Raw genomic sequence first — 15,447 nt, 5'->3', positions numbered from 1 at the left:
TCAGAACCCCGACGCGAAAGCGGAAATAGCCGGACTTATCCGGCAGAGCGTAGGGGTAGGAAAATGAACATCATCAAGACTCTGTGGAATGACGAAAGCGGCGCTTCGGCCGCTGAATACGCCCTGATCCTGGCGATTGTCGGCACGGGTATTGCCGGTGCAGCTTGGTATCTTGGCGACAACATCAAGACCGCCATGACCGCGTCTGCAGACTGCATCAAGGATTCAGCTGCAGCAACGAGCCAAGCGGCAGCGACGGCGGCCTGCCAGCCTTGATCGAACCATGGGCACCCTGCGCTAACGCACAGGGTGCCTAGCTTCCTTTTTGCTACTGCACGCAGTCGGGGGAAATTCCGTGGGGCAGCGTCGATCATTGATCATATTGGCCTTCGCAATCCTGCTGGGCCTGGCGGCGGTCTACATCGCCAACGTCTTTCTGGTCCGCAAGGAACAGCAGCAGGCGCAAATCCCCCAGGGCATGGCCAAGGTTGTCGTCGCGCGTGTCGCGATGCCCTTCGGCACCGCCGTCACCAATGAAAATGTGCGGGTGGTCGACTGGCCGGCGGCGTCATTGCCGGCGGGCTCCTTCCATTCCCCCATGCAGTTGACCTCCTTCGGCAAGACGCGGGTCGTCACCCGCGCCATAGAGGCCAATGAACCCATTCTCGCGGTCAAGCTTTCGGGCGATGACGGCCGCGCCTCCATCACCGGCCTGCTCCGCCCCGACATGCGCGCCACCGCCGTGCGGGTCAGCGATGTCGCGGCGGCCGGCGGCTTCGTGCTGCCGGGCGACATGGTGGACGTGCTGGTCACGCGCCAGCTGGAAAGCCCCATGGGCGGCCCAAGCGGCGGTAGGGCCGAACAGATCACCGACGTGCTGCTGCAGGGCGTGCGCGTGATCGCGATCGACCAGAACGCCAATGACAGCACCAAGGACCCGACCGTCGCCAAGACCGCGACCCTGGAAACGACCCAGGTGGACGCGCAGAAGCTGGTGCTGGGCCAGAGCGTCGGCCAGCTGACGCTGGTGCTGCGCAAGATCACCGACAAGCCGACGCTGGCGGTGCAGACCGTGAATATCGAGGACCTGCGCGATGGCGCCTATGCCGGCGGCTATCGCCGGTCGTCCATCCCGCCCGCGCTTGCCGGCCTTCCCTTCGACATGTCCGTCGCGCCCGCCCCGGCGGTGATGCGCGCCCGTCCGCAGGTTGCGGCCACATCCGCGCCCAAGCCCGCCAATACCGCCACGGTGGAAGTGGTGCGCGGCGTCAAGGGCAGTTCTTACGAGGTAAAGCGCTATGGCACGAAATAGGGGGATGCTGCAGTTTGCGCTGGGGGGCGCATTGGCGGTCGGCCTGACTGGCCCCAATCCGGTCGCAAATCCAGCCGCACAGGCGCAGATATTGAGCGGCGCGGTCAGGACCAGCGACGCCCTGCATGCCGGCCAGCTCGACGTGCCGCTCAACAAGAGCCAGGTGCTGACGGTCGACCGCCCCTTCGCCAAGGCGCTGGTGGGCAATGACGAGGTGGCGGACATCCTGCCGATGACCAATCGCTCGCTCTATGTCCTGGGCAAGAAGATGGGGACGACCAGCCTGACCCTGTATGACGGCCGCAACATGCTGATCGCCGTGGTCGACGTGGCGGTGGGGCCGGACATCGTGACGCTGAAGCGCCAGCTGTCCGAACTGCTGCCCGGCGAGAAGGTCAGCGCCCGCATCTCCAACGACGCCATCGTGCTGAGCGGCACCGTCTCCAGCGCATCGGCGGTGCAGCGCGCGGCCGATATCGCCCGGACCTATGCGGGCGGCCCGGAAAAGGTCGTCAACATGCTCTCGGTCGGCTCGGCCCAGCAGGTCATGCTGGAAGTGCGCTTTTCCGAAGTGAACCGCCAGGCCGCCAAGCAGATCGGCTTCAACCACAGCTTCGTGGGCAACAAGACCTATGGCAGCGTCGGCAATCTGGCGCCCAAGTCCGTGCTGGGCATCAGCGACGGAATCCAGGCGGACGGCATCGCCCGGCCGGTGATCGCGATAGACGGCCTGTCCGACGCCTTCGGCGTGGGCACGCTGGCCTATTCGATCGGCAGCCTCAACCTCTTCTCCGCGCTCGACCTGCTGGAGCGCAAGGGGCTGGTGAAGACATTGGCGGAACCGACGCTGGTCGCTCTGTCGGGCGAAACCGCCTCCTTCCTGGCGGGCGGCGAATTCCCGATTCCCGTGCTGCAGAATGCCAATTCCGGGGGCGGGGGCGGCGCCGGCGGCAATGGCGGCGGGGGCGGCATCACCGTGGAGTTCAAGCCCTTCGGCGTCAGCCTGGGCTTCACCCCCACGGTGCTGGCCGACGGCGTCATCAACCTGGTGGTCGAACCCGAAGTCAGCTCCATCGATCCGTCCGCATCCATCACCATCAACGGGCTGGTCGTGCCGGGGCTGCTGACGCGGCGGGCCAAGACGGTGGTGGAGCTGCGCGACGGCCAGTCCTTCGCCATTGCCGGGCTGCTGCGCAACGATTTCCAGGATACGGTGCGCCAGCTGCCCATATTGGGATCGCTGCCGATCATCGGCACGCTGTTCCGCTCCACCGGCTTCCAGAAGCAGGAGACGGAACTGGTGATGATCGTCACCCCGCGGCTGGTGAAGCCGATGCCGGCCGAAGCCGTGCGCCTGCCCACCGATCGCGTCGGCAATCCGCATGAGCTGGACCTGTTCCTGATGGGGCGGACGGACAAGGCGGTGGGCATCAACCCGCTGGACCCCAACGCGATGCCGCCCGAAGCGCCCAAGGCGCCGGCACCGGCAATGCCGGCCCCTGCCGATCCGGCCCAGCCCCCATCACCGTCTCAAGCCCAGTCTCAACCGCCAGCCCAACCGGGCGGCTATGAGCTTTAGGAGGATCACCATGCGGACCTTTCCCCTCCTGCTGCTGGCGCCCTTGCCCCTGCTGGCGGCCTGCACGCCCAATGATCCGACGCTGGGCGGGGCGCTGCGCCACAATTATGCGATGCAGGTGATCGACCCGGACCCGCATTATCAGGGCAATGAGATCGAGGGCAGCGACGGCGCCCGCTCCGCCGCCGCCATCGAACGCTATCGCACGGACAAGGTGAAGCAGCCCCGCTCGATCAGGACGACATCGGGCACATCGGGCGGCGGTTCGGGGTCAGGTTCGGGCTCCGGCTCCAGCTCGGGCATGCGTTAGGGCGGAGGGGGATGCGGCCATGCCTGTCCGGGAGAAAGGCCTGATCGGTGCGACCAGAGGCGCCGTCGCGCCCACCGTCGCGCTGTCGCTTTTCGCCCTGATCGCGGTGGGCGGCATCGCCTTCGACTATGCCCGGCTGGCCGGCATGGATTCCGAACTGCAAAGCGCCGCCGACCAGGCCGCGCTGGCCGCAGCCACCCAGCTGGACGGCAAATCCACCGCCATCACCCGCGCCACCGCCGCCGCGCAGACCCTGATCCAGAATTCGACGGTCTTCGCCAATGACGGCAATGCGAGCGGGCGCACCATCACCGTGCCCACGCTGACCTTCTATTCGGCCTATAATGAAACCACCGACAGCGGCACGGTGACGACCGACCCGGTGGCCGCGAAGTTCGTTCAGGTGACGGTGGCGCCGCGACAGGCCCGATATGCCCTCACGCCGGTCGTTCAGGCGATCAGTTCCGGCAATATCGACGCTTCGGCCGTCGCGGGGCTGGGCCAGGCGATCTGCAAGGTGCCGCCCCTTATGATCTGCAATCCGCAGGAAACCGGGGGCAATACGTCCTTCGATGTGACATCGTTGATCGGCAAGGGGCTGAAGCTCGTCTCCGTCGGCAATGGCGGCGGGTGGGCGCCGGGGAATTTCGGCTATCTCAACACCGGCGGCGGCAGCAACGGCGCGCCGGGCCTGCGCGAAGCGCTGGGCTGGGTGACGGCGCCCGGCGACTGCATTGCGCAGACCGGCGTCGACACGAAACCGGGCGCGACCGTCTCCGTCACCGACGCGCTGAACACGCGGTTCGACATCTACGACAGCAACGTCTCGTGCCCCAATGGCGGCGCTTGCCCGGCATCGATCAATGCGGTGAAGGATCTGGTGCGCCCGGGCAATGCGAACGGCAACAATGCCTGCAAGATGCACAATCAGGGATGGCAGGAAGTTTCTGCGGCGACGCGATATCTTCCAACCTCCGCCACCGCACCGATCGCGACCACGCCCGCGGCGATGGGGCATCCCCGCGACATATGCCATGCCGTGACGTCCGGCACCGCCGGCGCCTGTACCGGCCCGATCGGCAACGGAACATGGGACCGGGACGCCTATTTCCGCGTCAACTACGGATGGACGCCCGCCCAATGGCAAAGCTTCACCGGCCTCTCGCCAACGGCCGCGCCCACCGACGCGAGCTATGCCAGCCGATACCATGTCTACACATGGGAGATCGCCCATCGCGGACAGACCATCGGCAGCAAGCTGATCCTGTCATCCCGCACGGCGCAAGGCAGCGGCGCCAATGCATTGATGGATCATGACAGCCCGGTCTGCAGCACCGATCAGGGCTATGGCGGCGGCACCGTGCCGGGCGGCAGCATTGTCGACCGACGGCGGCTGTCGGTGGCGGTCGTCAATTGCACGGCCAACAGCGTCAATGGCTCCTCGACGAATGTTCCGGTCGAAAAATGGATCGACACCTTCCTTGTCGAGCCTTCGCTCAACCGTGATCGCACCAACGCCGGCGATATCTATGTCGAGGTCATCGATCAGACGCCGGCGGGCGGCGGCGGCGCCACCAACGCGCAGGTCATTCAACGCTCTGTGCCGTATCTGCTCAAATGAAACCGCGCGCGCGCCCTTCCCTTATCAAAAGCGATCTGGCCACGGCCGGCGCGGAAATGGCGCTGGTGGCGCCGATGCTCATCATCCTCATGTTCGGCTCCTTCGAGCTTGGAAACTATTTCCTGAGCGAACATGTGGTGGTGAAGGCGGTAAGGGATGGCGCGCGCTATGCCTCGCGGCTGAACATCACCAACTATCCATGCACCGCCCCGGCAACCGGCCTCGCTCCGGCGGGGACGGTGGTGGACGACACGCGCAACCTGACCCGTACCGGGCAGATCAGCGGCGGCAGCAGCAGGATATCCTCCTGGACCAGCGCGACCACCATCACCGTGACCTATGACTGCGTCACATCGAACAGCAATGCAGACTATTCGGGCATTTACAACGGCATGTCCAACGTCCCGCGGATCAAGGTCAGCGCCGTCGTCCCTTATGATTCCCTGTTCAACGACCTGGGCTTCACCAGCACCACCTTGTCGATGAAAGCCGAATCGCAAGTTTCGGTGATGGGTATATGACGCGGCGCGCACGCCACCTTCTGCGCGACAGCAGAGCCAGCTCTGCCGCCGAATTCGCATTGGTGCTGCCGTTATTGCTGATCTTTCTCTTCGGGATCATCGACGTCGGCCGGTTGATGTGGACCTGGAACCGCGCCGAAAAGGCGACGCAGATGGGCGTGCGCTATGCCGTCGTGACCGACATGGTGCCGACCGGGCTGGCAAATTACAGCTTTGCCACCAGCGGGGGCATCCCGCAGGGCGACACCATTCCCCTGTCCGCCTTTGGCGGGGCATCCTGCACGTCCACCAGCTGCACATGCCATAGCGGCGCGACCTGCCCCACGCTCACGCCCTATAACGGCACCGCCTTTACCAAGATTGTCGACCGGATGCGGCTGTTCATGCCGGAGATCGCGGCCAGCGACGTCAAGGTGGACTATGGTTATTCCGGCCTTGGCTATGCGGGCGACCCCAATGGGTCCGATGTCGCGCCGGTCGTCACCGTCAGCCTGCTCCCCGGCAGCATCCAGTTCCAGCCGATCACACTCATCCTGTTCCAGACCAGCTTCGGTCTTCCCAGCTTCGGCGCCGCGCTGACGCTGGAAGACGCGAAGGGCAGCGCATCAAATTGAAGGACAACAGACCCGTGGGCATTGCGACCAAGACAGGCGAAGCCGATATCTGGGCCCTTGACGATGGCAGGGGCGGCATCGACGTCATCCTTTCCGAACCGGAGGTGCGCTCTTCGGACCTGACGGCGGCGGGGCTGAGCGACGTGGTGCTGCGGCTCGACATGATGCCGGCCGACGCCCCGATCCCGGCGGACATCGCGGACCGGACGCAGGCGATCATCCTTGAGGTGGAGCCCGACAGCCCCGGTTCCATCCGCCGGCTGGAGGCGCTGCGCGCGACCCACCCCGCCATGCCGATCGTGGCGGCGGTGCGATCGCCCGAGCTGGCGACCGTGCGCACCCTGCTGCGCAGCGGCGTGAACGACGTGATCTCCCTGCCGCTGCAGGCAAGCGAGCTGGCCACGGTCATGCGCGATCTTTCCGACCTGCTCGAAAAGCGCAACCGCGAAACCATGCGCACCGGCCGGCTGATCTCCTGCATCAAGAGCGTCGGCGGCGTCGGCTCCACCACCATCGCCACCCAGGCGGCCAGCCTGGAAGCGCGGCTGGGCAGGGAGAGCGGCCGCCAGGTCTGCCTGATCGACCTCGACCTTCAGTTCGGCAATGCGGCGACCTATCTGGGCGCGACCAGCCCGCTGACCTTGAACGACCTGCTGACCGCCGGCAGCCGCGTCGACACCGCGCTGCTGCGCACGGTGACGGTGGACACCGCCTCGGGGCTCCATCTCATCACCGCGCCCAACGACATCATGCCGATGGAGGCGGTGAACGCCCAGCAAATCTACCGCATCGTCGAGCTGGCGCAACTGGAATATGACACGGTCTATCTGGACCTGCCCGGCAACTGGACGAACTGGTCGCTCTCGCTCGTCGCGCGGTCGGACATCATCCTGCTGGTGGTGGAGCTGTCGATCGCCAGCCTGCGGCAGGCGCGGCGGCAGATATCGCTGCTGCACAGCGAGGGCATCGACCCCGCCCGCCTGCATGTCGTCGCCAATCGCGTGGAAAAACAGCTGTTCCGGCCCATCGGCCTCGGCTCGGCGGAAACGGCGCTGGATCATCCGGTGAAGTTCAGCATCGCCAACGACTTTCCGCTGGTGAACTCGGCCCTCGACCAGGGCGTGCTGGTGGAGGAGCTGAAGGCAAAAAGCCGGGTGTGCAAGGATCTGCGCATCCTGGTCGACGCCTGCATGGCCGATGGCGTCCAGGGGGAGGCAGGCTGATGTGGCAGATATCCAAGGGCGGCGATGCCCTCGCCCGCACCATCGAACCGGCCGGGCCGGGGCAGTCGATCGTGCCCGAGCAGGAGGATCAGCGCCACCTCGACCTCAAGGTCGCGCTGCACCAGAAGCTGCTCGACATCATCAACCTGTCGGCGCTGGAAACCATGTCGCGCCAGCAGGTGGAGGCGGAGATCGGCGAGATCGTCTATGAGCAGCTCGCGCTCCAGAAGCATGCCCTCAACCAGGAGGAGCGTCGCAAGCTGATCGGCGACGTGCTGGACGAGCTGCTGGGGCTGGGGCCGCTGGAACCGCTGCTCAAGGATGCCACCATCAACGACATCCTGGTCAACGGCTACGATACGGTCTTTGTCGAGCGCAAGGGGCGGCTGGTGGAAACGCCGGTGCGCTTCAAGGATGAAAAGCACCTGCTGCGCATCATCCAGAAGATCGTGTCGGCGGTCGGCCGCCGGATCGATGAATCCTCGCCCTTCGTCGATGCGCGCCTGGCCGACGGCTCGCGCGTCCACGCTATCATCCCGCCGCTGGCGGTCGACGGGTCGCTGCTCTCCATCCGCAAGTTCGCGCGCGTGCCCATCGACATGAACAAGCTGATCGAGCTGGGCAGCGTGCCGCGCGCCATGGCGGAAGTGCTGAGCGCCATCGTGGCGGGCCGGCGCAACATCCTGATTTCGGGCGGCACCGGATCGGGCAAGACGACGCTGCTCAACGCCATGTCGGAATATATCTCCCATGAAGAGCGCATCCTGACGATCGAGGATTCAGCCGAACTGCAATTGCGCCAGCGCCATGTCGCCCGGCTGGAAACCCGCCCGCCCAATATCGAGGGGCGCGGCGAGGTGTCCCAGCGCGATCTGGTGAAGAACGCGCTGCGCATGCGGCCCGACCGCATCATCGTGGGCGAGGTGCGCGCCGGCGAGGCGTTCGACATGCTGCAGGCGATGAACACGGGGCATGACGGGTCGATGACCACGGTGCATGCCAACACCCCGCGCGATGCCCTTTCCCGCGTCGAGCAGATGATCGGCATGAGCGGCATCGAGATTTCGCCGCGCTCGGCGCGGGCGCAGATCGCGTCGGCGATCAATGTCGTCGTCCAGGCCGGCCGCCTTGCCGATGGCCGTCGCAAGATCCTGAGCGTGTCGGAAGTGACCGGCATGGAAGGCGATGTCATCACCATGCAGGAAATCTTCCGCTTCCGCCTGAGCGGACGCGACGAGCATGGCAATGTGCTGGGCCGGTTCGAAGCCACCGGCATCCGCCCGCGCTTCCTTTCGGAACTGGCCGATCAGGGCATTCACCTGCCCGCGGAGCTGTTCCGCCCGGATGGAGTCTTCTCCTGATGCCCAGCTATGCCATCCGCCTGCTCGTGCTGCTGCTGCTGTTCGCGGCGATCGTGCTGGCGATCGAGGCCGGCGTCGGCTGGTATCAGGGGCGCATCGGCGGCGGCCGCGCGATCAACAAGCGCCTGTCGATGATCGCGCGCGGCGCGGGACGCGCGACCATCCTGTCCAAGCTGCGGCGCGACGACGAGACCGCGCAATGGAACCCCGATACGCTGCCGGGCCGGTTGGGGCTGGGCATGGTGCGGATGCTCCACGGCGCCGGCGTGCCCTATACTGCCAGGGCGGTGATGTCCGCCATGGCCATGGCCATCGCGACGCTGTTCCTCCTGGTCATGCTGGCGGCCGCACTTTCGGGCTATGCGCTGACCAGCGGGGTCGTCCTGCTGGCGCTGGCCTTTGCCGGCGCGCTGGGCGCCGGCATGCCGCTCGCCATCCTGTCGCGCATGAACCAGAAGCGGCACAAGAAGATGGAAGACCAGTTTCCGGTCGCGCTCGACACCTTTGTCCGCGCCCTGCGCGCAGGGCATCCGGTGGCGGCGGCGCTCGACCTGCTCACCGTGGAGATGAAGGACCCGATCGGCAGCGAATTCGGCATCGTCGCCGATGAAGTCACCTATGGCGCGGACCTGCGCGACGCGCTGCAGCGCATGGCGGACCGCTGGGGGATGAACGACCTGCACATGTTCGTCGTCTCCCTCTCCATCCAGAGCGAGACGGGCGGCAACCTTGCCGAAATCCTCGAAAATCTCTCCGCCGTCATCCGCGAGCGGCACAGCCTGTTCATGAAGGTGCGGGCGCTCAGTTCCGAAGGGCGGATGACCGCCCTGATGCTGACCGTGCTGCCGGTACTCGCCTTTGTCGCGTTGTTCCTCATCAATCCGGGCTTCTACATGGACGTTGCGCAGGACCCGATGTTCCTGACCGGCTTTGTCGGGCTCGCCCTTCTCTACGCTGTCGGGTTTATCACGATCCGCCGCATGGTCGATCTGAAGGTCTAGGACATGAACGATCTTTTCGCCTCGCGGACGCTGTTCCTCCTCATCGTCTTCCTGCTGGTCGTGGGCGGCGTGCTGCTGGCCAGCGCTGTCATCAATCGCAACATGGCGGTGCGGCGCAGGCTTGGGGAACTGGGCGTCGTCGCCGGCGGCGGCGAACCGACCGGGCAGACGAGCCTGCGCGCCGCCCGCGCCAATACCGAATGGACGCGCATCGTCGACCGCATCGAGCGGTCGGGCATCTCGCTGGTGGACACGAACAACGAGAAGCTGCGCAAGCGGCTGATTGCGGCGGGATATACCTCCCCGGAGGCGCCGCGGATGTTCACGCTGCTGCGCCTTGTCCTCACCCTGCTGCTGCCCGCCGTCCTCGTGATCCTGAACCTGAGTTCAGGCCAGACGCCCAGCCTCTTCAAACTCTACCTCTTCGGCGTCATTGTCGCCCTGGTCGGCCTGTATCTGCCCAATCTGTGGATCGCGGCCAAGGCCGGCCGGCGGCAGGAAGCCATCGTCAACGGCTTTCCCGATGCGCTCGACCTACTACTCGTCTGTGTCGAGGCCGGGCTGGGGCTGGAAGCGGGGCTGGATCGCGTCGGGCGGGAAATGTCGCTGTCCCACCCGCTGGTGTCGCAGATGCTGGGCAAGGTGGTGCTGGAACTGCGCGCCGGCCGCAGCCGCGCCGATGCGCTGCGCCGCATGGCCGACGATGTCGAGATCGACGAGATCCGCGCCTTCTCGACCCTGCTGATCCAGTCGGACCAGCTTGGCACCAGCGTCGGCCAGACCTTGCGCGTCTATGCTGCCGAAATGCGCGAAAAGCGCCGGATGCGGGCCGAGGAAAAGGCACACAAGCTGCCGGTGCTGCTGTCGATCCCGCTGGTGGCGTGCATGCTGCCGGTGATGATCGGCGTGCTGATGCTGCCCGCGATGATCCGCGTCGTGCGGACCTTGCTGCCCGCCATGGGAGGGGGATCATGAACAAGAACGCCGTCGTCGTCGCGCTGCTGGCCGCATCGGCCGCTATTTCGGGCTGTACGGGCATGGGTACGTCGCATGTCGAGATCAGGCCGCTCAATCCCGGCGCGGGCCCAGGCGCGGGACCAGGCACGGGCAACCTCCGGTCGACCGGGATCGCGGCGGGCCATGCGCTGTTCCGCCAGGGCGAATATGCCCTCGCCATGGATGCCTATCGCAAGGTGCTGCGCGTCGATCCCGCCAATGCCGACGCCTATAACGGCCTGGCCGTCAGCTATGCCGCCATGGGGCGCTATGACATCGGCGACAGGTTCTTCCAGCTCGCTTTGTCCTTCGCCCCCACGGACGCCCGCATTCTGCGCAATTTCGCCCGCTGCCTGGAACAGCAGGGCCGGCATGACGAGAGCCGGGCGATGCTGGCCCGGCTGGACGGCACCGGCGCCATGCCCACGCCGCGCACCAGCCTGGCGCAGATCGCGGCGCGCCCCGCGGTGATGGCGCAAGCCGGCACTGCCGCGCAGGCGCAGCATCTCGTCCGCCAGTCCATGGGCGAAGTGCGGCTCGACACCAGCACGCTGGGCAGCAACGCCAATACCGGCCAGCTTTCGGCGCATATCACCGTCACCATCATCGACCGTTCGGACATCGTGGAAAAAGACAAGGACACAGCCGAACAGCCGGGCCAGCAGGCTACGGCCACCAGGGCGCCTCGGGTCGCAACCGAAGACGTCTCCGCAAAGGGCGGCCATGCCGCCGATCGGGATCTTTCTTTCCTCAGGCTGTGGAAGGCCATGAAGACGGAGGAGCCATCCTGATGATGCGTCCCCTGCATGTCGCGCTGATGGGCGCGGCTCTGCTTGGTGCCGCATCCCCGTTCAGCGGGGTACTCGGCGCCGAACCGCCCACCGTCGGGGCCATCGCCCCACCCGATGACCTGGCGCAGGTGGAAGAGGCGCTGGATGCCGGCAGGCTGGTCCAGGCCGATGTCATGCTCGGGCGGCTCGGGGCGGATGCGGCCATGCGGCAGACCCCGCGCTTTCGGGTCGCCTTTGCCGCGCTGGCCGTAAACGAGGGCAAGGCGCAGACGGTGGTCGGCGATCTTGAGGCGTTGAAGGCCGCGGGCGACACATCCTGCCGGCTGCTTGAGGCATTGGGCACGGCCTATCTGCGCACCGGCCGCGACGAAGATGCCATCGCCAGCCTGGAGCCGGCCGTGGCGTCCTGCCCCGAACGATGGCGCGCCTGGGAAGCGCTCGGCATGGCGCATGACCGCCGCGCGCAATGGCAGGAAAGCGCCCGCGCCTTCGAACGGGCCTTCCGGTGGACGAACCATCCCGCCCGCATCGCCAATAATTACGGCGTCTCGCTGCTGCGGCAGGGCCGCGCCGCCGAAGCCGCCAACCTGTTCGCCGAGGCGATCCGCCTGGATGCCGCCAATCCGCGATATCAGAGCAATGAAGATGCCGCGCACATCATCGCCGGCCTCCCGCTCCGCCGCCTGGGCGAGGACGAGACGACCGAAGCGACCGCGGAACGGCTCGCCGATGCGTCCCGTGTCGCCAGCGGGGCGGGGCTGGCCGACAGGGCCCGCGCGCTTTCCGCCCAGGCACTGACCACGGCCGAATATTATGGTGCCGATGGCGGGCTCGACAGGCTTGCAAAGGATGGATTGTGATGACCCACTGGCTTCTTGTCGCGGCGGCAATCGTGCTGGCGCTGGCCGCGCTGCAGGACATCGCCTCGCTGCGGATCGCCAATCTGTTCCCGGTGCTGATGGTCGCGCTCTATATCGTCTGGGTGGCCTTGGTCGGGTGGAACGGCTCGCTCTGGCTGAACGCGGCCTCCTTCCTCGCCATGCTGGGCGCGGGCATCGTCATGTTCGGGCGGGGATGGCTGGGCGGGGGCGATGTCAAGCTGCTGGCCGCAACGGCGCTCTGGTTCCCGCTCACCGGCCTGCCGGCGCTCATCGCCTATGTCACCATGGTCGGCGGCCTGATGACGCTGGTGCTGATCGCCCTGCGGCGCCTGGTCATGTCAGGCAGCGGCGATCAGATACGCAATCCCGTGCTGAAGCCCAAGGGGCCGATCCCCTATGGCGTTGCGATCGCCATCGGCGCCATCGCCTGCCTGTTCCTCTATGGCCCGAACCCGGACGGCGTCGCCCGCGAGCCCGCCTTTCTCCATGCCGCCTCCAGCCCGCTGGGCCAGGGCCGCTAACATCGCCGGCCGCTCGCAGCCTCTCTCCGCCGCCGGGCGATCCGGGATGGAGGCCGCCCCCGTCGAAGCGGCCTCGCCCGGTCATTCTCGCCCCGTCATTCTCGTCTGGTCATTGGCCGCCGGCCGGCATCATCGAGACGATCAGTTCCGCGCGGGATTTGACGCCCAGCTTCTGGAAGATGCTGTGCAGATGCACCTTCACGGTCCCCTCGGTCAGCCCGCATTTCTCGGCGATGACCCGGTTGCGCAGGCCCGCGCGGATCAGGCCGGAAATCTCCCGCTCGCGCTCGGTCAGGTGATCGGCCAGGCTGGGCCGGTGGGTCTTGGCCATGATGCTGTAGTGCAGGGCATCGTTCATGATGCCGGGATCAATGGCATTTTCCCCCGCCTCGATCCTTGCGATACAGGTCAGAAGCTCCTCGGGATCGCGTTCCTTCAGGACGATGCCGTTGACCCCCATCTCCACCGCTTCCAGCGTCTGCTCGGGAGGGATGTTCACTGTCAGGAAGATCGCGGGGACAGTATTTCCTGCTGCGCGAAGTTCAGACAATATCGCCAGGCCGCCGCCATCTTTCATGCTGACGTCCAGAATGGCGATGTCGGGGTTTTTGCGGTTGATCAGCGCGATCGCATCTTCAATATTCCGTGCCAGACCCAGCACTTCATGACCATTCGCCTTCAGGAAATGCGCAAGGCCATCGAGAAATATTGGATGATCGTCAACAATGACGAGATTTGACATTATTTTGGCGCCCCCATCCTAATCGGTATTTGAACAGAAATGATTGAACTTTTATCTAATCTGTCAAAATAGGCCCTGCCGCCGATTGCACTCAGCCGTTGTTTCAGTGACCTGGATTGCACTATTATCTCCTTTTCTCCCTCCTCGCTATTGGTTTTGGTGCCGTTCCAACCGGAATCGTCACGAAATGCGAGCACCAACTGGTCGTCCTGAACGGAAACGGCCACGGTGATCTTGCGGGCGTGCGCATGCTGCACCGCGTTCGCCACCATTTCGCGCACCAGAAATTCGACCTGGATGGCGACGGCGCGGGACACCATGATGCCGTCCCGCTCCAGAATCGGCAGGCATTCGACATTCCACTGGGCCGCCGCGAGCGACGCGCAACGCTTCAAGCAGGCGGACATATCTTCTTCGAGATCGGCATCGCGCGCGCTTTGCTGCAGCAGTTTCCGCAGATTCTGCTGCTCGGCGATGATGAGTTGCTGCAACCCTTCGACATCCTGTGCGAGCATGGCATCGGCCGGCGCGCCGATACGGCCCCGCAAGGTCGCCAGCCGGATGCGAAGCGCGGCAAGGGTCTGGAGCACGCTATCGTGCAGGTCCCGGCTCATCGCCTGCCGCGCTTCGGCAAAGGAGCGTTCGCGCCAGGCGACGAGGAAATAATAGCGCTCGAAAAAGATCTCCACGCTTTCCTGGATGCGCATCAGCTGATCGAGCGCGCCCGCCGCCCAGCCATGGCGCAACGCGACAAAACCCATGCCCGCAATGTCGCCCGCCACGACCGGAAAGCCCGCGCCCTGCCCCAGGCCATAGGTCTGCATGATCGCGTCCATCAGTTCAGGCGCGGCACGCAGCCGCAATGAGCCGATCGTGTTGCGCAGCAAAACCTCGTCAGAACCGCGACCGAACAGGAATGGCGTGTCGGGAATGCGCGGGTGCAGCAGCGCGGTCGCCAGCGCGGGCATCGGGTTGAGCCGCTCCACGGTGCCGTCTTCCCACCGCAGGCAGACGATCTCGTCCGTCACAAGATTGCGCCACAGGATGCCGCAGTGCCGGGCATTGCAGATCGCGGCCAGCTCACCCAGCAGCAGCCCCGTCGGCAGTTCGCTCACATTGCCGCCCACGGCCTGAAGCCGGTCGGCCCACAGCTTGAGGTTCGACCGGCGCAGACCCACGCCGATGGCCGCGACACTCCCCAGGCAACCGATGACGACCGTGCCGCTGTCGATCAGCGACAGGTCCATCGTGCCGGCCAGCACCGCGTCCCAGGGGCCGTAATTGTGGCGCACCAGCAGGGTCAGGATGATGCCGATCGCCGCCAGCCCGGTGATCGTCCGCCCCAGCCGCTCATGGATCGCCCAGAGCAGGACAAGGGCACAGCACAGCGCGGGCAGTTCCAGCTGCCGCAGCAATGCGACGACGATCATCAGCAGCTGGAAATCGACCAGCAGCAGCAGCGGCCTCAGCCCCATCTCCATGCGGGCCGACAGCAGTTTCGTCGCTGGAAACAGGATGATCCACGCCACGACCAGCCACCGGCCATAGCGCGCCGCCCGGCCAAGCTCGGGAACATGCATGACGGCGATGCCAAGATAGCTGATGATCAGGAAGCCGACGACAAGACGGGCAATGCCCAGGATCGCCATGGGCGAACGGCCGAACCTGTCGGCAATGTCGCCGAGCAGCTTGACCATCCCCATCCCTGCTTGCCGTGCGATCATATGGCCCGAGTCGCTTTCTGACAGCGCTTGATCCTAGCAACAATTTTCCCGGAAAATACTGCAAAAGATATATATACCGGGAGATAAGTAATACTTTGGTTATATGTCGATAGATTATTCCACAAGTATAAATACACAAGATGGTTAACAAAATTTGAATCTACATGACTTAAGAAATTATGTGGAATAGGATCGGAGCCGTGACGAATAGAAATATAAACCGTCACAAAATTAGGTGGTGCAGAGGATA

General features: G+C 65.3%; 16 protein-coding genes. 14 read left to right on the top strand and 2 right to left on the bottom strand.

Going from position 1 to position 15,447, the window contains the following annotated elements:
* Positions 1-63 precede the first annotated feature (63 nt).
* The 14 genes from WFP78_RS00450 to WFP78_RS00385 all read left to right on the top strand — a co-directional run bounded on the left by WFP78_RS00450 (position 64) and on the right by WFP78_RS00385 (position 12,731).
* Positions 64-276: a Flp family type IVb pilin gene (locus tag WFP78_RS00450; RefSeq protein WP_336957792.1), complete on the top strand. Its 213-nt coding sequence runs from the start codon at positions 64-66 to the stop codon at positions 274-276.
* A 106-nt stretch (positions 277-382) separates the two neighbouring features.
* Positions 383-1,312: a Flp pilus assembly protein CpaB gene (cpaB, locus tag WFP78_RS00445; protein ID WP_336957791.1), complete on the top strand. Its 930-nt coding sequence runs from the start codon at positions 383-385 to the stop codon at positions 1,310-1,312.
* A 4-nt stretch (positions 1,313-1,316) separates the two neighbouring features.
* Complete coding sequence (locus WFP78_RS00440; protein WP_336957790.1) at positions 1,317-2,891, top strand: type II and III secretion system protein family protein; 1,575 nt, start codon at positions 1,317-1,319, stop codon at positions 2,889-2,891.
* Between the two features lie 10 nt (positions 2,892-2,901).
* The gene (locus tag WFP78_RS00435) at positions 2,902-3,201 is read left to right on the top strand and encodes a hypothetical protein (RefSeq protein WP_336957789.1); all 300 of its coding nucleotides are present in this window, start codon (positions 2,902-2,904) and stop codon (positions 3,199-3,201) included.
* A gap of 19 nt (positions 3,202-3,220) precedes the next feature.
* Positions 3,221-4,822, top strand: coding sequence for a pilus assembly protein TadG-related protein (locus tag WFP78_RS00430; RefSeq protein ID WP_336957788.1), 1,602 nt, complete (start codon positions 3,221-3,223; stop codon positions 4,820-4,822).
* Complete coding sequence (locus tag WFP78_RS00425; RefSeq protein WP_336957787.1) at positions 4,819-5,343, top strand: TadE/TadG family type IV pilus assembly protein; 525 nt, start codon at positions 4,819-4,821, stop codon at positions 5,341-5,343. Before WFP78_RS00430 ends, WFP78_RS00425 begins: the two co-directional genes overlap by 4 nt.
* Positions 5,340-5,957: a TadE/TadG family type IV pilus assembly protein gene (locus tag WFP78_RS00420; RefSeq protein WP_336957786.1), complete on the top strand. Its 618-nt coding sequence runs from the start codon at positions 5,340-5,342 to the stop codon at positions 5,955-5,957. The genes WFP78_RS00425 and WFP78_RS00420 overlap by 4 nt, the downstream gene beginning before the upstream one ends.
* A 14-nt stretch (positions 5,958-5,971) precedes the next feature.
* Positions 5,972-7,180 (top strand): CpaE/TadZ family protein, encoded by a 1,209-nt coding sequence (locus WFP78_RS00415; RefSeq protein WP_336957785.1) that lies wholly within the window; start codon positions 5,972-5,974, stop codon positions 7,178-7,180.
* Entirely contained in the window at positions 7,180-8,541 is a 1,362-nt protein-coding gene (locus WFP78_RS00410; protein ID WP_336957784.1) for a TadA family conjugal transfer-associated ATPase, read from the top strand. The genes WFP78_RS00415 and WFP78_RS00410 overlap by 1 nt, the downstream gene beginning before the upstream one ends.
* Positions 8,541-9,542, top strand: a complete 1,002-nt coding sequence (locus tag WFP78_RS00405; RefSeq protein ID WP_336957783.1) for a type II secretion system F family protein — start codon at positions 8,541-8,543, stop codon at positions 9,540-9,542. The genes WFP78_RS00410 and WFP78_RS00405 overlap by 1 nt, the downstream gene beginning before the upstream one ends.
* A gap of 3 nt (positions 9,543-9,545) precedes the next feature.
* Positions 9,546-10,517: a type II secretion system F family protein gene (locus tag WFP78_RS00400; RefSeq protein WP_336957782.1), complete on the top strand. Its 972-nt coding sequence runs from the start codon at positions 9,546-9,548 to the stop codon at positions 10,515-10,517.
* Entirely contained in the window at positions 10,514-11,329 is an 816-nt protein-coding gene (locus WFP78_RS00395; protein WP_336957781.1) for a tetratricopeptide repeat protein, read from the top strand. Before WFP78_RS00400 ends, WFP78_RS00395 begins: the two co-directional genes overlap by 4 nt.
* Positions 11,329-12,189 (top strand): tetratricopeptide repeat protein, encoded by an 861-nt coding sequence (locus tag WFP78_RS00390; RefSeq protein ID WP_336957779.1) that lies wholly within the window; start codon positions 11,329-11,331, stop codon positions 12,187-12,189. Before WFP78_RS00395 ends, WFP78_RS00390 begins: the two co-directional genes overlap by 1 nt.
* Complete coding sequence (locus WFP78_RS00385) at positions 12,189-12,731, top strand: A24 family peptidase (RefSeq protein WP_336957778.1); 543 nt, start codon at positions 12,189-12,191, stop codon at positions 12,729-12,731. The genes WFP78_RS00390 and WFP78_RS00385 overlap by 1 nt, the downstream gene beginning before the upstream one ends.
* Positions 12,732-12,840: 109 nt before the next feature.
* Here the strand turns inward: WFP78_RS00385 and WFP78_RS00380 are convergent, their stop codons facing one another.
* Together WFP78_RS00380 and WFP78_RS00375 are read right to left on the bottom strand one after the other, a co-directional pair.
* Positions 12,841-13,473, bottom strand: a complete 633-nt coding sequence (locus WFP78_RS00380; protein WP_336957777.1) for a response regulator transcription factor — start codon at positions 13,471-13,473, stop codon at positions 12,841-12,843.
* Entirely contained in the window at positions 13,473-15,170 is a 1,698-nt protein-coding gene (locus WFP78_RS00375) for a sensor histidine kinase (RefSeq protein WP_336957776.1), read from the bottom strand. The genes WFP78_RS00380 and WFP78_RS00375 overlap by 1 nt, the downstream gene beginning before the upstream one ends.
* Between the last annotated feature and the right edge of the window lie 277 nt (positions 15,171-15,447).

Source organism: Sphingobium aquiterrae, from assembly GCF_037154135.1.
Taxonomy (GTDB): Bacteria; Pseudomonadota; Alphaproteobacteria; order Sphingomonadales; family Sphingomonadaceae; genus Sphingobium; species Sphingobium aquiterrae.
Note: the sequence above shows the minus strand (reverse complement) of the source record. Positions and strands in the feature narration are given on the sequence as shown.

Bases quoted from the DNA above. Each gene is read 5' to 3' on its own strand.
- WFP78_RS00450 (WP_336957792.1), top strand. From the start codon at position 64: ATGAACATCATCAAGACTCTGTGGAATGACGAAAGCGGCGCTTCGGCC.
- WFP78_RS00440 (WP_336957790.1), top strand. From the start codon at position 1,317: ATGCTGCAGTTTGCGCTGGGGGGCGCATTGGCGGTCGGCCTGACTGGC.
- WFP78_RS00435 (WP_336957789.1), top strand. From the start codon at position 2,902: ATGCGGACCTTTCCCCTCCTGCTGCTGGCGCCCTTGCCCCTGCTGGCG.
- WFP78_RS00430 (WP_336957788.1), top strand. From the start codon at position 3,221: ATGCCTGTCCGGGAGAAAGGCCTGATCGGTGCGACCAGAGGCGCCGTC.
- WFP78_RS00425 (WP_336957787.1), top strand. From the start codon at position 4,819: ATGAAACCGCGCGCGCGCCCTTCCCTTATCAAAAGCGATCTGGCCACG.
- WFP78_RS00420 (WP_336957786.1), top strand. From the start codon at position 5,340: ATGACGCGGCGCGCACGCCACCTTCTGCGCGACAGCAGAGCCAGCTCT.
- WFP78_RS00410 (WP_336957784.1), top strand. From the start codon at position 7,180: ATGTGGCAGATATCCAAGGGCGGCGATGCCCTCGCCCGCACCATCGAA.
- WFP78_RS00405 (WP_336957783.1), top strand. From the start codon at position 8,541: ATGCCCAGCTATGCCATCCGCCTGCTCGTGCTGCTGCTGCTGTTCGCG.
- WFP78_RS00400 (WP_336957782.1), top strand. From the start codon at position 9,546: ATGAACGATCTTTTCGCCTCGCGGACGCTGTTCCTCCTCATCGTCTTC.
- WFP78_RS00395 (WP_336957781.1), top strand. From the start codon at position 10,514: ATGAACAAGAACGCCGTCGTCGTCGCGCTGCTGGCCGCATCGGCCGCT.
- WFP78_RS00390 (WP_336957779.1), top strand. From the start codon at position 11,329: ATGATGCGTCCCCTGCATGTCGCGCTGATGGGCGCGGCTCTGCTTGGT.
- WFP78_RS00385 (WP_336957778.1), top strand. From the start codon at position 12,189: ATGACCCACTGGCTTCTTGTCGCGGCGGCAATCGTGCTGGCGCTGGCC.
- WFP78_RS00380 (WP_336957777.1), bottom strand. From the start codon at position 13,473: ATGTCAAATCTCGTCATTGTTGACGATCATCCAATATTTCTCGATGGC.
- WFP78_RS00375 (WP_336957776.1), bottom strand. From the start codon at position 15,170: ATGGTCAAGCTGCTCGGCGACATTGCCGACAGGTTCGGCCGTTCGCCC.